14 protein-coding genes and 1 pseudogene are annotated in these 13,673 nt (G+C 73.6%); 11 read left to right on the top strand and 4 right to left on the bottom strand.

Features of this window, described 5'->3' with window-relative positions; all coding sequences use genetic code 11:
* The first annotated feature begins 12 nt into the window (after nucleotides 1-12).
* The 4 genes and pseudogenes from J3R08_RS16030 to J3R08_RS16045 all read left to right on the top strand — a co-directional run bounded on the left by J3R08_RS16030 (nucleotide 13) and on the right by J3R08_RS16045 (nucleotide 2,078).
* On the top strand, nucleotides 13-159 hold the full coding sequence (locus J3R08_RS16030) for a hypothetical protein (RefSeq protein ID WP_176722891.1): 147 nt from the start codon (nucleotides 13-15) through the stop codon (nucleotides 157-159).
* Nucleotides 159-1,379: a YeiH family protein gene (locus J3R08_RS16035; RefSeq protein WP_209961844.1), complete on the top strand. Its 1,221-nt coding sequence runs from the start codon at nucleotides 159-161 to the stop codon at nucleotides 1,377-1,379. Before J3R08_RS16030 ends, J3R08_RS16035 begins: the two co-directional genes overlap by 1 nt.
* Nucleotides 1,351-1,743: pseudogene (locus tag J3R08_RS16040) on the top strand (flavin reductase family protein); the annotation flags it as partial. The gene J3R08_RS16035 and the pseudogene J3R08_RS16040, both read left to right, overlap by 29 nt.
* 23 nt (nucleotides 1,744-1,766) lie before the next feature.
* Nucleotides 1,767-2,078 (top strand): NIPSNAP family protein, encoded by a 312-nt coding sequence (locus tag J3R08_RS16045; RefSeq protein WP_043324181.1) that lies wholly within the window; start codon nucleotides 1,767-1,769, stop codon nucleotides 2,076-2,078.
* Between the two features lie 17 nt (nucleotides 2,079-2,095).
* Here the strand turns inward: J3R08_RS16045 and J3R08_RS16050 are convergent, their stop codons facing one another.
* Nucleotides 2,096-3,094, bottom strand: a complete 999-nt coding sequence (locus J3R08_RS16050) for a YafY family protein (protein ID WP_043324179.1) — start codon at nucleotides 3,092-3,094, stop codon at nucleotides 2,096-2,098.
* A gap of 86 nt (nucleotides 3,095-3,180) precedes the next feature.
* Here J3R08_RS16050 and J3R08_RS16055 point away from each other — a divergent pair, with 86 nt between their 5' ends.
* Complete coding sequence (locus J3R08_RS16055) at nucleotides 3,181-3,759, top strand: DinB family protein (protein ID WP_209961845.1); 579 nt, start codon at nucleotides 3,181-3,183, stop codon at nucleotides 3,757-3,759.
* 47 nt (nucleotides 3,760-3,806) lie between these two features.
* Here the strand turns inward: J3R08_RS16055 and J3R08_RS16060 are convergent, their stop codons facing one another.
* A complete protein-coding gene (locus J3R08_RS16060; RefSeq protein WP_209961846.1) occupies nucleotides 3,807-5,015 on the bottom strand; it encodes a MalY/PatB family protein in 1,209 nt (402 codons plus the stop codon).
* Nucleotides 5,016-5,049: 34 nt separating this feature from the next.
* Between J3R08_RS16060 and J3R08_RS16065 the strand changes: the two genes are divergently transcribed.
* Entirely contained in the window at nucleotides 5,050-5,604 is a 555-nt protein-coding gene (locus J3R08_RS16065) for a GNAT family N-acetyltransferase (protein WP_104113076.1), read from the top strand.
* A 9-nt stretch (nucleotides 5,605-5,613) separates the two neighbouring features.
* On the opposite strand, the gene J3R08_RS16070 is transcribed toward J3R08_RS16065, so the two are convergent.
* Nucleotides 5,614-6,438: an MOSC domain-containing protein gene (locus J3R08_RS16070; protein ID WP_209961847.1), complete on the bottom strand. Its 825-nt coding sequence runs from the start codon at nucleotides 6,436-6,438 to the stop codon at nucleotides 5,614-5,616.
* Nucleotides 6,439-6,444: 6 nt separating this feature from the next.
* Nucleotides 6,445-8,073, bottom strand: a complete 1,629-nt coding sequence (locus tag J3R08_RS16075) for an acyl-CoA dehydrogenase family protein (protein WP_209961848.1) — start codon at nucleotides 8,071-8,073, stop codon at nucleotides 6,445-6,447.
* 177 nt (nucleotides 8,074-8,250) lie between these two features.
* Between J3R08_RS16075 and J3R08_RS16080 the strand changes: the two genes are divergently transcribed.
* From J3R08_RS16080 to J3R08_RS16100, 5 genes are read left to right on the top strand one after another with little or no spacing between them, the layout of a single operon-like run.
* Nucleotides 8,251-9,789 carry an ABC transporter substrate-binding protein gene (locus tag J3R08_RS16080; RefSeq protein ID WP_209961849.1) on the top strand — a complete coding sequence of 513 codons (1,539 nt, stop codon included), beginning with the start codon at nucleotides 8,251-8,253 and terminating at the stop codon, nucleotides 9,787-9,789.
* On the top strand, nucleotides 9,789-10,733 hold the full coding sequence (locus tag J3R08_RS16085) for an ABC transporter permease (RefSeq protein ID WP_030502381.1): 945 nt from the start codon (nucleotides 9,789-9,791) through the stop codon (nucleotides 10,731-10,733). The genes J3R08_RS16080 and J3R08_RS16085 overlap by 1 nt, the downstream gene beginning before the upstream one ends.
* Nucleotides 10,730-11,611 (top strand): ABC transporter permease, encoded by an 882-nt coding sequence (locus J3R08_RS16090; RefSeq protein WP_043324166.1) that lies wholly within the window; start codon nucleotides 10,730-10,732, stop codon nucleotides 11,609-11,611. The genes J3R08_RS16085 and J3R08_RS16090 overlap by 4 nt, the downstream gene beginning before the upstream one ends.
* On the top strand, nucleotides 11,608-12,630 hold the full coding sequence (locus J3R08_RS16095) for an ABC transporter ATP-binding protein (protein ID WP_209961851.1): 1,023 nt from the start codon (nucleotides 11,608-11,610) through the stop codon (nucleotides 12,628-12,630). Before J3R08_RS16090 ends, J3R08_RS16095 begins: the two co-directional genes overlap by 4 nt.
* Nucleotides 12,627-13,667, top strand: coding sequence for an ABC transporter ATP-binding protein (locus tag J3R08_RS16100; protein ID WP_043324164.1), 1,041 nt, complete (start codon nucleotides 12,627-12,629; stop codon nucleotides 13,665-13,667). Before J3R08_RS16095 ends, J3R08_RS16100 begins: the two co-directional genes overlap by 4 nt.
* The last annotated feature ends 6 nt before the right edge of the window (nucleotides 13,668-13,673 follow it).

Here is a 13,673-nt window from a genome sequence, read left to right on the forward strand (position 1 = left end):
TAGGAGCCCTCCATGAGCAACGCGCCCACGCCACCCGAACCGCCCACCGCAGGCACGTCCCGGCTCGCCTTCAGCGAGGACTGGGCCGCCACTGTCCTCGGCCTCGCGCTGCTGCTCCTGGTGCTGGTCGGCGTCATCCCCGCCGGGCTGGTGCCGTGATGGCCGCCGCACCGGAGCCCGCCGTTCGCAGCAACGCCGCCGGGCCGCCCGCGGCCTCCACCGCGGACGCCCCAGCCGTCGCGACCTCAGTGGACCGACCGGACGGTACGCCCGCGGACGCGCCGCCCCCGGCCGACCTGCGCTCCGGCGCGTTCTGGGCCTGGACCGCCGTGGGTCTGCTGGTGGTGCTCGGGCTGGCCGCGCTCACCCGCTACCTGGAACAGAACGTGCCGGTCTGGGCCGAGGGCAGCGCGGTCGAGGAGGTGGCCGCCGCGATCGAGTACCCGGTCTACGCGATCCTGCTCGGCCTGCTCGGCAACCTGGTGGTCACCGTGACCGGCCTGCGCGACCGGATCTCCGCCGCGTTCCGGACCGAGTTCTTCATCAAGACCGGCCTGGTGCTGCTCGGCGCCTCGATCAACCTCGCCGTCATCGCGAGCGCCGCCGGTCCCGCCATCGCCCAGGCGCTGCTGCTGATCAGCGGCGTGTTCCTGTTCACCTGGTGGCTGGCCGGGCGCTTCGGCCTGGACGACAAACTGCGGGCGCTGCTCGCCTCGGCCGTGTCGATCTGCGGGGTGAGCGCCGCGATCGCCGCCGCCGGCGCGGTCCGGGCACGCCGGGAACAGCTCGCGTACACGGCCAGCCTGGTCATCGCGTTCGCGTTGCCGTCGATCTTCCTGCTGCCGTGGCTGGCCGACGTGCTCGGCCTCTCGGACGCGGTCGCCGGTGCCTGGATCGGCGGCAACATCGACACCACCGCCGCCGTCACCGCGGCGGGCGCGCTCGCCGGTGAGGACGCGCTCCAGATCGCCAGCATCGTCAAGGTCACCCAGAACGCGCTGATGGGCGTGGTGGCGGTGGCCCTCACCGCGTACTTCGCGCTGCGCGTGGAGCGCCGCCCGGACACCCCGCGGCCGGGGCTCGGCGAGCTGTGGCGGCGGTTCCCGAAGTTCGTCCTCGGGTTCGTCGCCGCCTCGGTGATCGCCACCTGGTACCTCGACGTCGCCGGGGCGGACGGCAAGGCCACCTTGGCGATCGTCACCGACCTGCGGGTCTGGTTCCTCATCGTGGCCTTCGTCAGCATCGGCCTGGAGGTCCGCGTGTCGTCGCTGCGCGAGGCCGGCTGGCGGCCGGTCACCGTGTTCGGCGCGGCCACCGTGTTCAACCTGGTGCTGGCGCTCGGACTGGCGTCGGTGCTGTTCCACGGCTTCACGGTCTGACCGGCTGGACCTGGGCTCGTCGAGCTGGCCGGTGGTGTCCCGGGCCCGGCACGTCGCGGTGCACCTGCTCGGGCACGGCCAGCACGAGGTGGCCCGGAGGTTCGCCGCCAGCGGGATCGACAGGTTCGCCGAGCCGACCCGCTGGCGTCCCGGCCCGGAAGGGGTGCCGGTCCTCGACGACACACTGGCCTGGCTGCTGTGCCGGGTGGTGGACCGGGTCGTCGTCGGGGACCACGCCGTCGTGCTGGCCGAGCCGGAGCTGCTGCGGCACGCCGACGTCGGGTCGCCGCTGCTCTACCACCGGGGCCGGTACGCGGGCCTGGCCGACACGACCGACCCCGGCGACCGCCGCTGCGCCGCCTGACCGACCGTCGCTATCGTGGCCGCGTGATCACCTGCGTCGTGCACTACACGATCGATCCCGCACAGATCGAGGCGTTCGAGCGCTTCGCCCGCACCTGGATGCGGCTGGTGGCACGGCACGGCGGCGTGCACCACGGCTACTTCCTGCCCGCCGAGGGCGCCAGCGACCGGGCCGAGGCGCTGTTCAGCTTTGAGAGCCTGGCGGCGTACGAGCAGTACCGGGCCCGGTTCGGAGTGGACCCCGAGTTCGTCGCCGCCGACCGGATCCGCGACGAGTCGGGCTGCGTCCTGCGGTACGAGCGCACGTTCATGCGCCCGCTCCTGCCCACCGACTGACACCCCGGCCGGCCCGGCTACCGAGGCGGGTTCGGGCCCTCCGCTGCTGCGGCGTAGCGGCGGGCCAGGCGGGCGAACGCCTCCCGCAACTCGGGCGGCCCGACCACCTCGATGTCGGCGTCGTAGCGGCCGAGCAGGGCGGCCAGCCCGGCCCACGACCAGCCGCCCTGGGTCAGACGGCAGCGATCGGGCCCCAGCTCCTCGACGATGCCGTCGCGGGTCCACGCGGAGACCGTCCGGGCGGGCAGGTCGAGGATCACCTCGCCCCGGCAGGGCCAGTCACCCGGCCCGGTGGCGCCCTTGAACCGGCCGGCGATGTACGCCGCGACGTCCCCGCCGGGCAGCTCGCGGGGCGTGAACCGGGGGCCGGTGGGCGTACGCGGGCTGATCCGGTCGACCCGGAACGTGCGCCAGTCGTCGCGGTCCAGGTCCCAGGCCACGAGATACCAGCGCCCGCCCCAGGTGACGAGGTGGTGCGGCTGCGCGCGGCGCGGCGGCGCGTCGGGAGCGGACGCCGACACCGAGTCGTAGTCGAAGCGCAGCTCCTCCCGGGCGTGCACGGCGGCGCTGAGTGTCATCAGCAGTCCCGGCTCCACGCGGGCCGCGGCGGGTGTGCCGGCGCGTTCCACGGCGATCACCCGCAGCGCGTCGACCCGGTGGCGCAGCCGGGGCGGCATCACCTGCCGCACCGTGGTCAGCGCCCGCGCGGCGGCCTCCTCGATGCCGGTCACGCCGGTGGCGGCGGTCTGCAACGCCACGGTGAGCGCGACCGCCTGTTCGTCGTCGAAGAGCAACGGCGGCAGCGCCGAGCCGGCGCCCAGGCGGTAGCCGCCGTCCGGGCCCTTGGTGCTCTCGATCGGGTAGCCCAGCTCGCGCAGTCGGTCGACGTCGCGGCGCACGGTACGCGCGCTGACCCGTAACCGTTCGGCGAGCAGCGCGCCCGGCCAGTCCCGGCGGGCCTGAAGCAGGGACAGCAGGGAGAGCAGTCGCGCGGAAGTCGTCGGCACGACACGCATTCTGCCCGCAGAAGAGGACACACCCTGACCGCTATGCCTGCGAGTGTGGACCCGTACCCGATCAGGACCGGAAGGAACCGATGACGATGACCGGCACCACCACGACCCCCACCACCCTGGACGCCGAGCGGGCCGACCTGCTGGCCGAGCTGGCCGAGGCGCGGAACATGCTGATCAACACGGTGCGCGGCCTCACCGACGAGCAGGCCGGGCAGAAGCCGACGGTCAGCGCGCTCTGCCTGGGTGGGCTGATCAAGCATGTGACGTCCACCGAGGAGGCGTGGCTGCGATTCGTGGTCGAGGGCCCGTCGGCGATGTCCTTCGCTCTGCCCGAAGGCGTCACTTGGGAGGACTTCCTGGCCGGCAAGGCCCGCGAGCTGCCGCAGTGGGCGATCGAGCGGGGGCGGGACTTCCAGATGCTGCCCGGGGACACGCTGCCGGCCATCCTGGACCGGTACGCGCGCGTCGCCGCCCGTACCGAGGAGATCGTCGCCGGCGTCGAGGACCTGTCGGCGACCTGGCCGGTGCCGGACGCGCCGTGGAACGAGCCCGGCTCGGTCCGCAGCATCCGGCGGGTGCTGATCCACGTCATCGCCGAGACCACCCAGCACGCCGGGCACGCGGACATCCTGCGCGAGAGCATCGACGGGCAGACCACCACCTGAGCCGGCCGGGGCACCGGCGCCGCGGGGCGCCGGTGCCGGCCCGGCCGTCAGCCGGTCGCCGCCCGGCCCATCCGGGTCACCGCCTCGGTGAGCACGGCGGGGGAGGTGGCGAAGTTGAGTCGGACGAATCCGGCGCCGCCGGCGCCGAAGACGTGCCCGGAGCTGAGCGCCACCCGGGCCCGGTCGAGGAACATCCGCGCCGGCCCGTCCAGATCGCTGGCCACCCCCGGGCCGTCGCCCGCCTCGGTGGGCACGCCGAGGGCGCGGCAGTCCAGCCAGGCCAGGTACGTGCCCTCGGGCGGCTGCCACGACACCGCCGGCAGGTGCTCGGCCAGCAGCGACCCGAGCAGCGCCCGGTTGGCGTCCAGGCCGTCGAGCAGCCGGTCCAGCCACGGCCCGCCGGCCCGGAACGCGGCGGTGTGCGCGAGCACGCCGAAGTGGCTCGGGCCGTGGCTCACCTCCTCCGGCATCCGGGCCAGGTCGTCGGCGGCGTCCGGCCCGGCAACGGCGAGCGCCGCCTTGAGCCCGGCGAGGTTCCACGCCTTGGACGCCGACAGCAGCGCGAACGCGTTCTGGGCGCCGGGCACCGTCAGGTACGGGGTGAACCGCGCACCGGGTAGCGCCAGCGGCGAGTGGATCTCGTCGGAGACCACCCGGACGCCGTGCCGGGCGGCCAGCTCCGCGACGGTGGCCAGCTCGTCGGGCCGGTGCACCACGCCGGTGGGGTTGTGCGGGTTGCAGAGCAGGAACGCCGGCCGCTCGCCGATCGCGCGAGCGCGCCGGAACGCCTCCTCCAGCGCGGCCGGGTCGAGCCGCAGGTCCGCGCCGAGCGGCGCCTCGAGCACCTGCCGGTCGGCGTGCGTGACGAACGCGTAGAACGGCGGGTAGACCGGGGGAGTGACCACCACCGCGTCGCCCGGCCCGGTGACCAGGCGCAGCACCTCGACCGTGCCCATCATGACGTCGGGCACCAGCGTGGTCCGGCCGACCGGGAAGTCGGCCCAGCCCCACCGCTGCGCGGCGAACCCGCCGACCGCCTCGGCGTACCCGGTGCCGTACGCGTAGCCGGTGTCGCCCAGGTCGACCGCCCGGCGCAGCGCCTCGGCCACCGGCGGCGCCAGCGGCACGTCCTGCTCGGCGACCCACAGCGGCAGCACGTCCGGCGGGTACAGCCGCCACTTCACGCTGGTGCGTGCCCGGAGCTGGTCGAGTGTGAGCTGGGTGAGCGGGTTGCCGTCGTCGGCGGAAACGACCATGCGGCTCACCCTAGGCGCGTCCTACCATCGCCCGATGGCCCACCCGGCGTACCCGCTGCGCACGACCCGGCTGCTGCTGCGCCCGGTGACGCTCGACGACCTCGACGACGTGCACGCCTGGCAGCGCCGCCCGGACGTGGTCCGCTGGATGGCGGGCGCCGCCCCGCGTACCCGGGCGGAGTCCCTGGCGTCGGTGACCGCGATGGCCGGCGAGGACGCGCTGCGCGCGGAGGGCGACTGCCTGACGCTCGCCGTGGTGCGCGACGGGCGGGTGATCGGCGCGGTCGAGCTGGTGTGGCGCAGCGCCGCGGACCGCACCGCCGAGCTGGGGTACGTGTTCCACCCCGACCACGGCGGCCGGGGGCTGGCCACGGAGGCGGCCGGGGCGCTGCTGGACTGGGGTTTCGGCGAGTTCGGGCTGCACCGGGTGGTGGCCCGCTGCCACGCGGACAACGAGCCGTCGGCGCGCCTGATGGCCCGGCTCGGGATGCGGCGGGAGGCGCGGCACGTGCGCAGCTATCGGTTCCGGGGCGGGTGGGCAGACCAGCTCGTCCACGCGATCCTGGCCGACGAGTGGCGTGGCCGCTGAGCGGCCGGATCAGGAGACGGTGACCGGATCGCCGACGCGGATCTCGCCGGTGGTCTCCGGGACCAGCCGGACGCCGAACCAGGTCTTGCCGTCGTGGCGCCGGTGCCGGGCCAGCGTGCGGATGGGCTCCTTCCCGCTGGCGAGGGTCTGCGGGTCGATGAGCGTCACCGAGCAGCGGTCGCAGCGTTCGGAGACCCGGAAGTCGACGGCGCCGATGCGCACCCGTGTCCAGCCGTCCTCGGCGAACGGCTCGAACGGCCCGTCGAGCACCACAGTGGGCCGGAACCGGGCCATCGCCAGCGGCTCCGGGGCCGGTTCGCCGCGTTCCAGCGCGCCCTCGACGATCCAGTCCCGCAGCCACCGCAGCGACGGCGCCGTGGCGACCAGCAGCGGTCCGGCGTCGGAGAGGTTCAGCGGGTCACCGGGCCGGCCGCCGTGCTCGGCCGACATCGGGCGGCGGCGCGGGTCGTCCAGCCAGGCCAGCCGCACCGGCCGGCCCAGTCGCGCGGAGAGCCAGTCGTGGGCCTCGTCGGCGGCGAGCCGGACCGTGTCCAGCCGGGACACGTCGGTCGGGACGAGCGGCCCGTCCACCGGCTCGGCGACTGTCAGCGACGACCCGTCGCGGGCGGTGAGCGTGAGCGACCCGGGCCCGGGCGCGGCGGTCAGGCCGAGCAGCGCCGGCAGGGCGGTCGAGCCCACTTTGCCGCCGTCGGGGCGCAGCACCACCCAGCGGCGGTCGTGACGCAACCCCCACGGCTCGACCACGGCCCGGTCGACGTCGACGCCGCCGAGGGACTTGACCGGATACAGGTGGGCCGAGACCAGACGCGTCATCGCCGCTCAGCCGATCTTCGGGGTGGCGCGGTCGATGATCGCGGACAGGTCCAGTCCGCCGGGTAGCGTCCCGTACGCCTGGCCGTGGTCGCCGCCGAGCCGGGACGCGCAGAACGCGTCGGCGACCGCGGGGTGGCCGTGGCGTACCAGCAGCGCGCCCTGCAGCACCAGCGCCAGCCGCTCCACCACGCGCCGGGCGCGCAGCTCCAGGTCGGTGTGGTCGGCCAGCTCGTCGCGCACCCGGCGCACCGCGGCGTCCAGTCGCGCGTCCGCGCCGGCCGCGGCGGCCACCTCCGCCTCGTACGCGGCGAGGACCTGCGGTTCCCGGGTGAGCGCGCGCAGCACGTCCAGCGCGGCGACGTTGCCGGAGCCCTCCCAGATCGAGTTCAGCGGCGACTCGCGGAACAGCCGCGGCATGCCGGACTCCTCGACGTAGCCGTTGCCGCCCAGGCATTCCAGCGCCTCGGCGGCGTGCCCCGGCCAGCGTTTGCACACCCAGTACTTGCCGACTGCGAGGGCGAGGCGCTTGAACGCGGTCTCGCCGTCGTCGCCGCGCGCCGACCGGTCCGTCGCGCCGGCCAGCCGGACCATCAGCAGCGTGGCGGCCTCGGACTCCACGGCCAGGTCGGCCAGCACGTTGCGCATCAGCGGCTGGTCGACCAGGTAGCTGCCGAACGCCCGCCGGTGGGTGGCGTGGTGCACCGCGGTGGTCACGCCGTGACGCATCCCGGCCGCCGCGCCGATCACGCAGTCGAGCCGGGTCAGGTTGACCATGTCGATGATGGTGCGCACGCCCCGGCCCTCGTCGCCGACGCGCCACGCCACCGCGTGCTCGTACTCGACCTCGGCGGAGGCGTTGGAGCGGTTGCCGAGCTTGTCCTTGAGCCGCATCAGCCGCATCGGGTTGCGGGCGCCGTCGGGCAGCACGCGGGGGACCAGGAAGCAGGTGAGGCCGCCGGGCGCCTGGGCGAGCGTGAGGAACAGGTCGCACATGGGCGCCGAGGTGAACCACTTGTGCCCGACGAGCCGGTAGCTGCCGTCCGGCTCGGGCCGGGCCGTGGTGGTGTTGGCGCGTACGTCCGAGCCGCCCTGCTTCTCGGTCATCGACATGCCGGCGAGCAGCCCGCGCTTGGTCTGCGGCGGGCGCAGCCCGAAGTCGTAATCGCGGGTGGTGAGCAGCGGCTCGTAGCGGTCGGCCAGGTCCGGGCTGTGCCGCAGCGCGGGCACCGCCGCGTAGGTCATCGAGATCGGGCAGCCGTGCCCGGCGTCGGGCCGCCACAGGTAGAAGCCGGCCGCCCGGGCCACGTGCGCGCCGGGTCGGTCGTCGGCCCACGGCGCGGCGTGCAGGCCGTGCCCGACAGCGGTACGCATCAGCTCGTGCCAGGACGGGTGGAACTCCACCTCGTCGATCCGGTTGCCGTACCGGTCGTGGGTGCGCAGCACCGGCGGGTGCTCGTTGGCGAGCCGCCCGTGTTCGGCCGCCTCCTCACCACCGGCGAGACGGCCCAGCTCGTGCAGGCCGGGCAGCGCCCATTCGGCGCCCTCCCGGGTCACGCCGTCGCGCAGTGCCGGGTCGTCGGCGGTGTCGTGGCCGACCATCGGGGGGACCTGGTTGACGACCTCGTGTGTGGTCACGGCGGCAACTCCCAGCGCGGTGGCGGATCGGGTCGGGGCCCGGATTGAACCACCGTTCACTCCGCACCGGCAACACCGATCGACCAGTCATTTTGGCTGGATTCGTTTGACATCATCCGGCTCGGAGACAAGACTCGCCGAAACTTTCTTTTGTCCGGGAAGTGGCAAGGGGGGCCTGTGTCCAGGAACAAGCTCGGCGCGTTCGGCGCCGCACTCATCCTCACCGTCGGCGTCCTGTCCGGATGCACCGGCGGCGAGGCGGTCGACGTCGGCGGCGGGGGGAACGCCGGCGGCGAAGGCGGAATCCTCAACGCCGCGATCGGCGGCGAACCCGACCAGCTCGACCCGCACAAGACCTCGGCCTACTACAGCTTCCAGGTGCTGGAGAACGTCTACGACACGCTCGTCGAGCCGGACGCCGACCTGAAGATGGTGCCGTCGCTGGCGACCAAGTGGACCACCAGCGACGACCAGCTCACCTGGACGTTCACGCTGCGTGAGGGCGTGAAGTTCTCCGACGGGTCGCCGCTGACCTCCGAGGACGTCGTCTACTCCTTCGAGCGGATCATCAAGGAGAAGCTGAACAACGCGTACAAGTTCGCCACCGTCAAGTCGGTCACCGGGCCCGACCCCGCGACCGTGGTGGTGACGCTCAGCGCGCCCACGCCGAACCTGCTCGCCAACCTCGGTGGGTTCAAAGGCGTCGCGATCGTGGAGAAGTCCAACGTGGAGTCCGGCAAGGTGAAGACCGCGCCGGTGGGCAGCGGCCCGTTCACGGTGGCCGGCTACACCTCCGGCGACAGCATCAAGCTGGTGCGCAACGACGCCTACTGGGGTGAGAAGCCGAAGCTCGACGGCGTCACGTTCACCTTCGTCAAGGACCCCACCGTGGCGCTGCAGAACCTGCGCAGCGGCCAGGTGCAGTGGACCGACAACCTGCCGCCGCAGCAGGTCAAGTCGCTGCAGGACGGCGACGACCCGGTGGTGAAGTCGGCGGCCTCCACCGACTACTGGTACGTGGCGCTCAACGAGGCCCGCAAGCCGTTCGACAACCCCGAGGTGCGGCGCGCCATCGGGTACGCCCTGGACCGGGAGGCGATCACCAAGGCGGCGAAGTTCGGCCTGGCCACCGTCAACCAGACCGCCATCCCGAAGGACAGCGCGTTCTACTACGACTACGCGCCCTACAGCCACGACCCGGGCAAGGCCAAGCAGATGCTCGGCCAGGCCGGCGTGAGCAACCTGACCATGGACCTGATGGTCACCAGCGAGTACCCGGAGACGGTCAGCGCCGCCCAGGTCATCGCCGCCCAGCTCAAGGACGTCGGCATCACCGTGAAGATCCGTACGCTGGACTTCGCCCAGTGGCTCGACGAGCAGGCCAAGGGCAACTTCGACGGGTTCATGCTGGGCTGGCTCGGCAACATCGACCCGGACGAGTTCTACTACGCCCAGCACCACAGCGGCGGCACGTTCAACTTCCACAAGTACAAGAACCCGGCGGTGGACAAGCTGCTGGACGACGCGCGCACCCAGACCGACCAGGGCGCCCGCAAGCAGGCGTACGAGCAGGCGGCGAAGCAGATCGTCGACGACGCCAGCTACCTCTACCTCTACAACCCGGACGTGGTGCAGGGCTGGTCGAAGGAGGTCTCCGGCTACGAGGTGCGCACCGACCGGGCGATCCGGTTCCGGTCGGTCGCCCTGGCCAAGTGATGGCCCGCTTCGTCCTGCGGCGGGCACTCCAGTCGGCGGTCGTGCTGATCGGCGTGACCCTTGTGGTGTTCCTGCTGCTGCAACTCGTGCCGGGCGACCCGGTCCGGGTGGCGCTCGGCACCCGGTTCGACCAGGAGACGTACGACGCGTTGCGGGAACGGGCCGGCCTCGACCAGCCGCTGCCGGTGCAGTACGCCAGCTACCTCGGGCACGCGCTCACCGGTGACCTGGGGGTCAGCTTCCGCACCGGCCAGCCGGTGAGCCAGATCGTGCTGGAACGGCTGCCCGCCACGCTGTCCCTGGCCGTCACCGCGGTGCTGTTCGCGCTGCTGGTGGCGTTCCCGCTGGGCATCGTCGCGGCGGTACGCAGCGGCTCCGCCGTGGACCACGCCGCCCGCGTGTTCAGCCAGTTCGGCGTCTCGGTGCCGGACTTCTGGATGGGCATCATGGGCATCCTGCTGTTCGCCGGGGTGCTCGGCTGGCTGCCACCGTCGGGTTACGTGGCGCTGACCGAGGACCCCGGCCGGTGGGCCACCCACGTGGCGCTGCCGGCGGTCACCGTCGGCCTGGTCACCGCCTCCATCCTCACCCGGTTCATCCGCTCCTCGGTGCTGGAGGTGCTCTCCGCCGACTACGTGCGTACCGCCGAGGCGAAAGGGCTGCGCAACCGGGTGGTGATCGTGCGGCACGTGCTGCGCAACGCGCTGATCCCGGTGGTGACTGTGGTCGCCGTGCAACTGGCGAGCCTGCTCGGCGGCGTCATCGTCATCGAGGTGCTGTTCGCCTGGCCGGGCATCGGCCGGCTCACCTTCGACGCCGTGCAGGCCCGCGACTATCCCGTCCTGCAGGGCGCGGTGCTGCTGGTGGCCGCCCTGTTCCTGCTGGTCAACCTGCTGGTGGACATCCTCTACGCCCGCCTCGACCCGAGGATCACGGTCAAGTGAGCGCCACGACCGAGAGCACCGGGCGCCGTGTGCTGGACGCGCTGCGCCGCGACCCGCTCGCCGTCGGCGGCACCATCGTGCTCGTCCTGCTGGTCGTGGTGGGCGTGGCCGGCCCGTGGCTGGCCCCGGCCGGCGTCAACGACGTCGACGTGGACCAGATGCTGCGCCCGCCCAGCGGCGCGCACCCGTTCGGCACCGACGAGCTGGGCCGCGACGTGCTCAGCCGGGTGCTCGTCGCCGCCCGCGTGTCACTGCAGGTCGGCGCGGTCAGCGTCGGCATCGCGCTGGTCGCGGGCGTGACGCTCGGGCTGCTCGCCGGCTACTACCGGGGCTGGCTGGACAGCATCCTCATGCGCTGCATGGACGTGCTGTTCGCGTTCCCGGTGCTGCTGCTGGCGGTGGCCATCGTGGCGGTGCTCGGCCCCGGCCTGCTCACCGCCATGGTCGCCATCGGCGTGGTCTACACGCCCATCTTCGCCCGGATCACCCGTGCCGGCGTGCTGTCCGTACGCGAGCAGGTGTTCGTCCGGGCCGCCGTGTCCATCGGCGCGTCCGACCTGCGCATCATGCGCCGCCACGTGTTGCCGAACATCGCCGCGCCGCTGATCGTGCAGACGTCGCTGTCGCTGGCGTTCGCGATCCTCTCCGAGGCCGCGTTGTCCTTCCTCGGCCTCGGCATCCAGCCGCCCGCGCCGGCCTGGGGCCGGATGCTGTTCGACGGGCGCGGCTTCGTCACCGACGCCTGGTGGCTGGGCGTGTTCCCGGGCGCGGCGATCTTCCTCACCGTGCTGGCGTTCAACCTGGTCGGCGACGCGCTGCGGGACGTGCTCGACCCGCGCCAGCTCACCCTCGCCGAGGCCCGCCGGAGCACCCCATGAGCGAGCGCACCGAACGCATGCCGAGCCAGCGCCAGCGGCCCAGGACCGACTCGACGGTGCTGTCCGTGGACGACCTCACCGTCACGATCGGCACCCGCCGTGGCCCGGCCCGCGCCGTGGCCGGCGTGTCCTGGCAGGTACGGCAGGGGGAGACGTTCGCGCTGGTCGGCGAGTCCGGCAGCGGCAAGAGCATGACCCTGCTCGCGGCCACCGGCCTGGCCCCGCGCGCCGCGACGGTCACCGGCCGGGTGCGGCTGCTCGACCACGAGCTGACCGCGCTGCCCGACGACCGCCGCCGCAGGCTGCGCGGCCGGCACGTCGGGTTCGTCTTCCAGGACCCGATGACCTCGCTCAACCCGGTGCTGCCGGTGGGCCGGCAGGTCACCGAGGCGGCCGAGGAACACCTCGGGCTGACCCGCCGCGCCGCCCGCGACCGGGCGGTGGAGCTGCTGGAGCTGGTCGGCATCCCGTCGGCCGCGCGGCGCGTCGACGCGTACCCGCACCAGTTCTCCGGCGGCATGCGCCAGCGCGTCGCCATCGCGATGGCGCTGGCGTGCGAGCCGGACCTGCTGATCGCCGACGAGCCGACCACCGCGCTGGACGTCACCACGCAGGCGCAGATCATCGAGCTGGTCGCCGACCTGCAGGCGCGGCTGGGCACCGCTGTCGTCTGGGTCACCCACGACCTGGGCGTGGTCGCCGGCATCGCCGACACCGTCGCGGTCATGTACGGGGGACGCATCGTCGAGCAGGGCCCGGTCGACGGGGTGTTCGACACGCCCACCCACCCGTACACCCGGGCGCTGCTGGCGGCCCGGCCCGACCCGTCCCGGCGCGGCGAGGACCTGGTCGCCATCCCCGGCGCGCCGCCGAGCCCGCTGGACCTGCCGCCCGGCTGCGCGTTCTGGCCGCGCTGCCCGGTCCGCGCGGACCCGCGCTGCGAGCACGAGCTGCCGCCGCTGACCCCGGTCGGCGACGGGCACACGGTCCGCACCTTCTACAGTGGAGAGGCCGGATGAGCGACGACACCCCCGACGTGATCGCCGAGCTGGACGACCTCGCCGTGCACTTCCCGACCCCGGCCGGAACGGTCCGCGCCGTGGACGGCGTCACGCTCGCCGTGCACCGGGGCGAGACGCTCGGGCTGGTCGGCGAGTCGGGCAGCGGCAAGTCCACCGCCGGGCTGGCGCTGCTGCGGCTGGTCGACCCGAGTGCCGGGCGGGTCCGGGTGGCGGGCGCGGACGTGACCCGCTGGTCCCGGCGCCGCCTGCGCGCGACGCGCCGCCACGTGGCGATGGTGTTCCAGGACCCGCAGGCGTCGCTGGACCCGCGCCGCACCGTCGGCGACAGCATCGCCGAACCTCTTGTCGTGCACCGGCTCGCCACGTCCCGCACCGCCCGGCGGGAGCGGGTGGCCGAACTGCTGGACCTGGTCGGCCTGCGCGCCGACACCGCCGGCCGGCACCCGCACGAGCTGTCCGGCGGCCAGCGCCAGCGCGTCGGCGTGGCGCGGGCGCTGGCCGGCGAGCCGGATCTGATCGTTCTGGACGAGCCGATCGCCTCGCTGGACCTGAGCGTCCAGGCGCAGATCATGAACCTGCTGCGGCGCCTGCAACGCGACCTCGGGCTGACCTACCTGTTCATCGCGCACGACCTGGCGGCCGTCGAGCACATGAGCGACCGGATCGCGGTCATGTACCTGGGTCGCATCGTGGAGACCGGCCCACCGGAGCGGATCTACCGGCGCCCGGCGCACCCGTACACGGCGGCGCTGCTGTCGGCGGTGCCGGTGGCCGATCCCCGGGTCGAGCGGCAGCGCCGCCGCATCGTGCTCACCGGCGACATCCCCAGCCCGGTGGACCCGCCGAGCGGCTGCCGCTTCCGTACCCGATGCCCCCAGGCCCGCCCCGCGTGCGCCGAGACCGATCCGGCGCTGGCCGAGGTGGGTCCGGGCCACGAGGCCGCGTGCCTGTTCCCGCTAGACGGCGAGCGCGACGGCAGCCCGGGGGAGGAGGGCGGCGCGACGGACCGCGCCGACATCGCCGGCACGGCGTAGGCTCAC

Source organism: Micromonospora sp. HB375 (assembly GCF_017872985.1).
GTDB lineage: Bacteria > Actinomycetota > Actinomycetes > Mycobacteriales > Micromonosporaceae > Micromonospora > Micromonospora chalcea.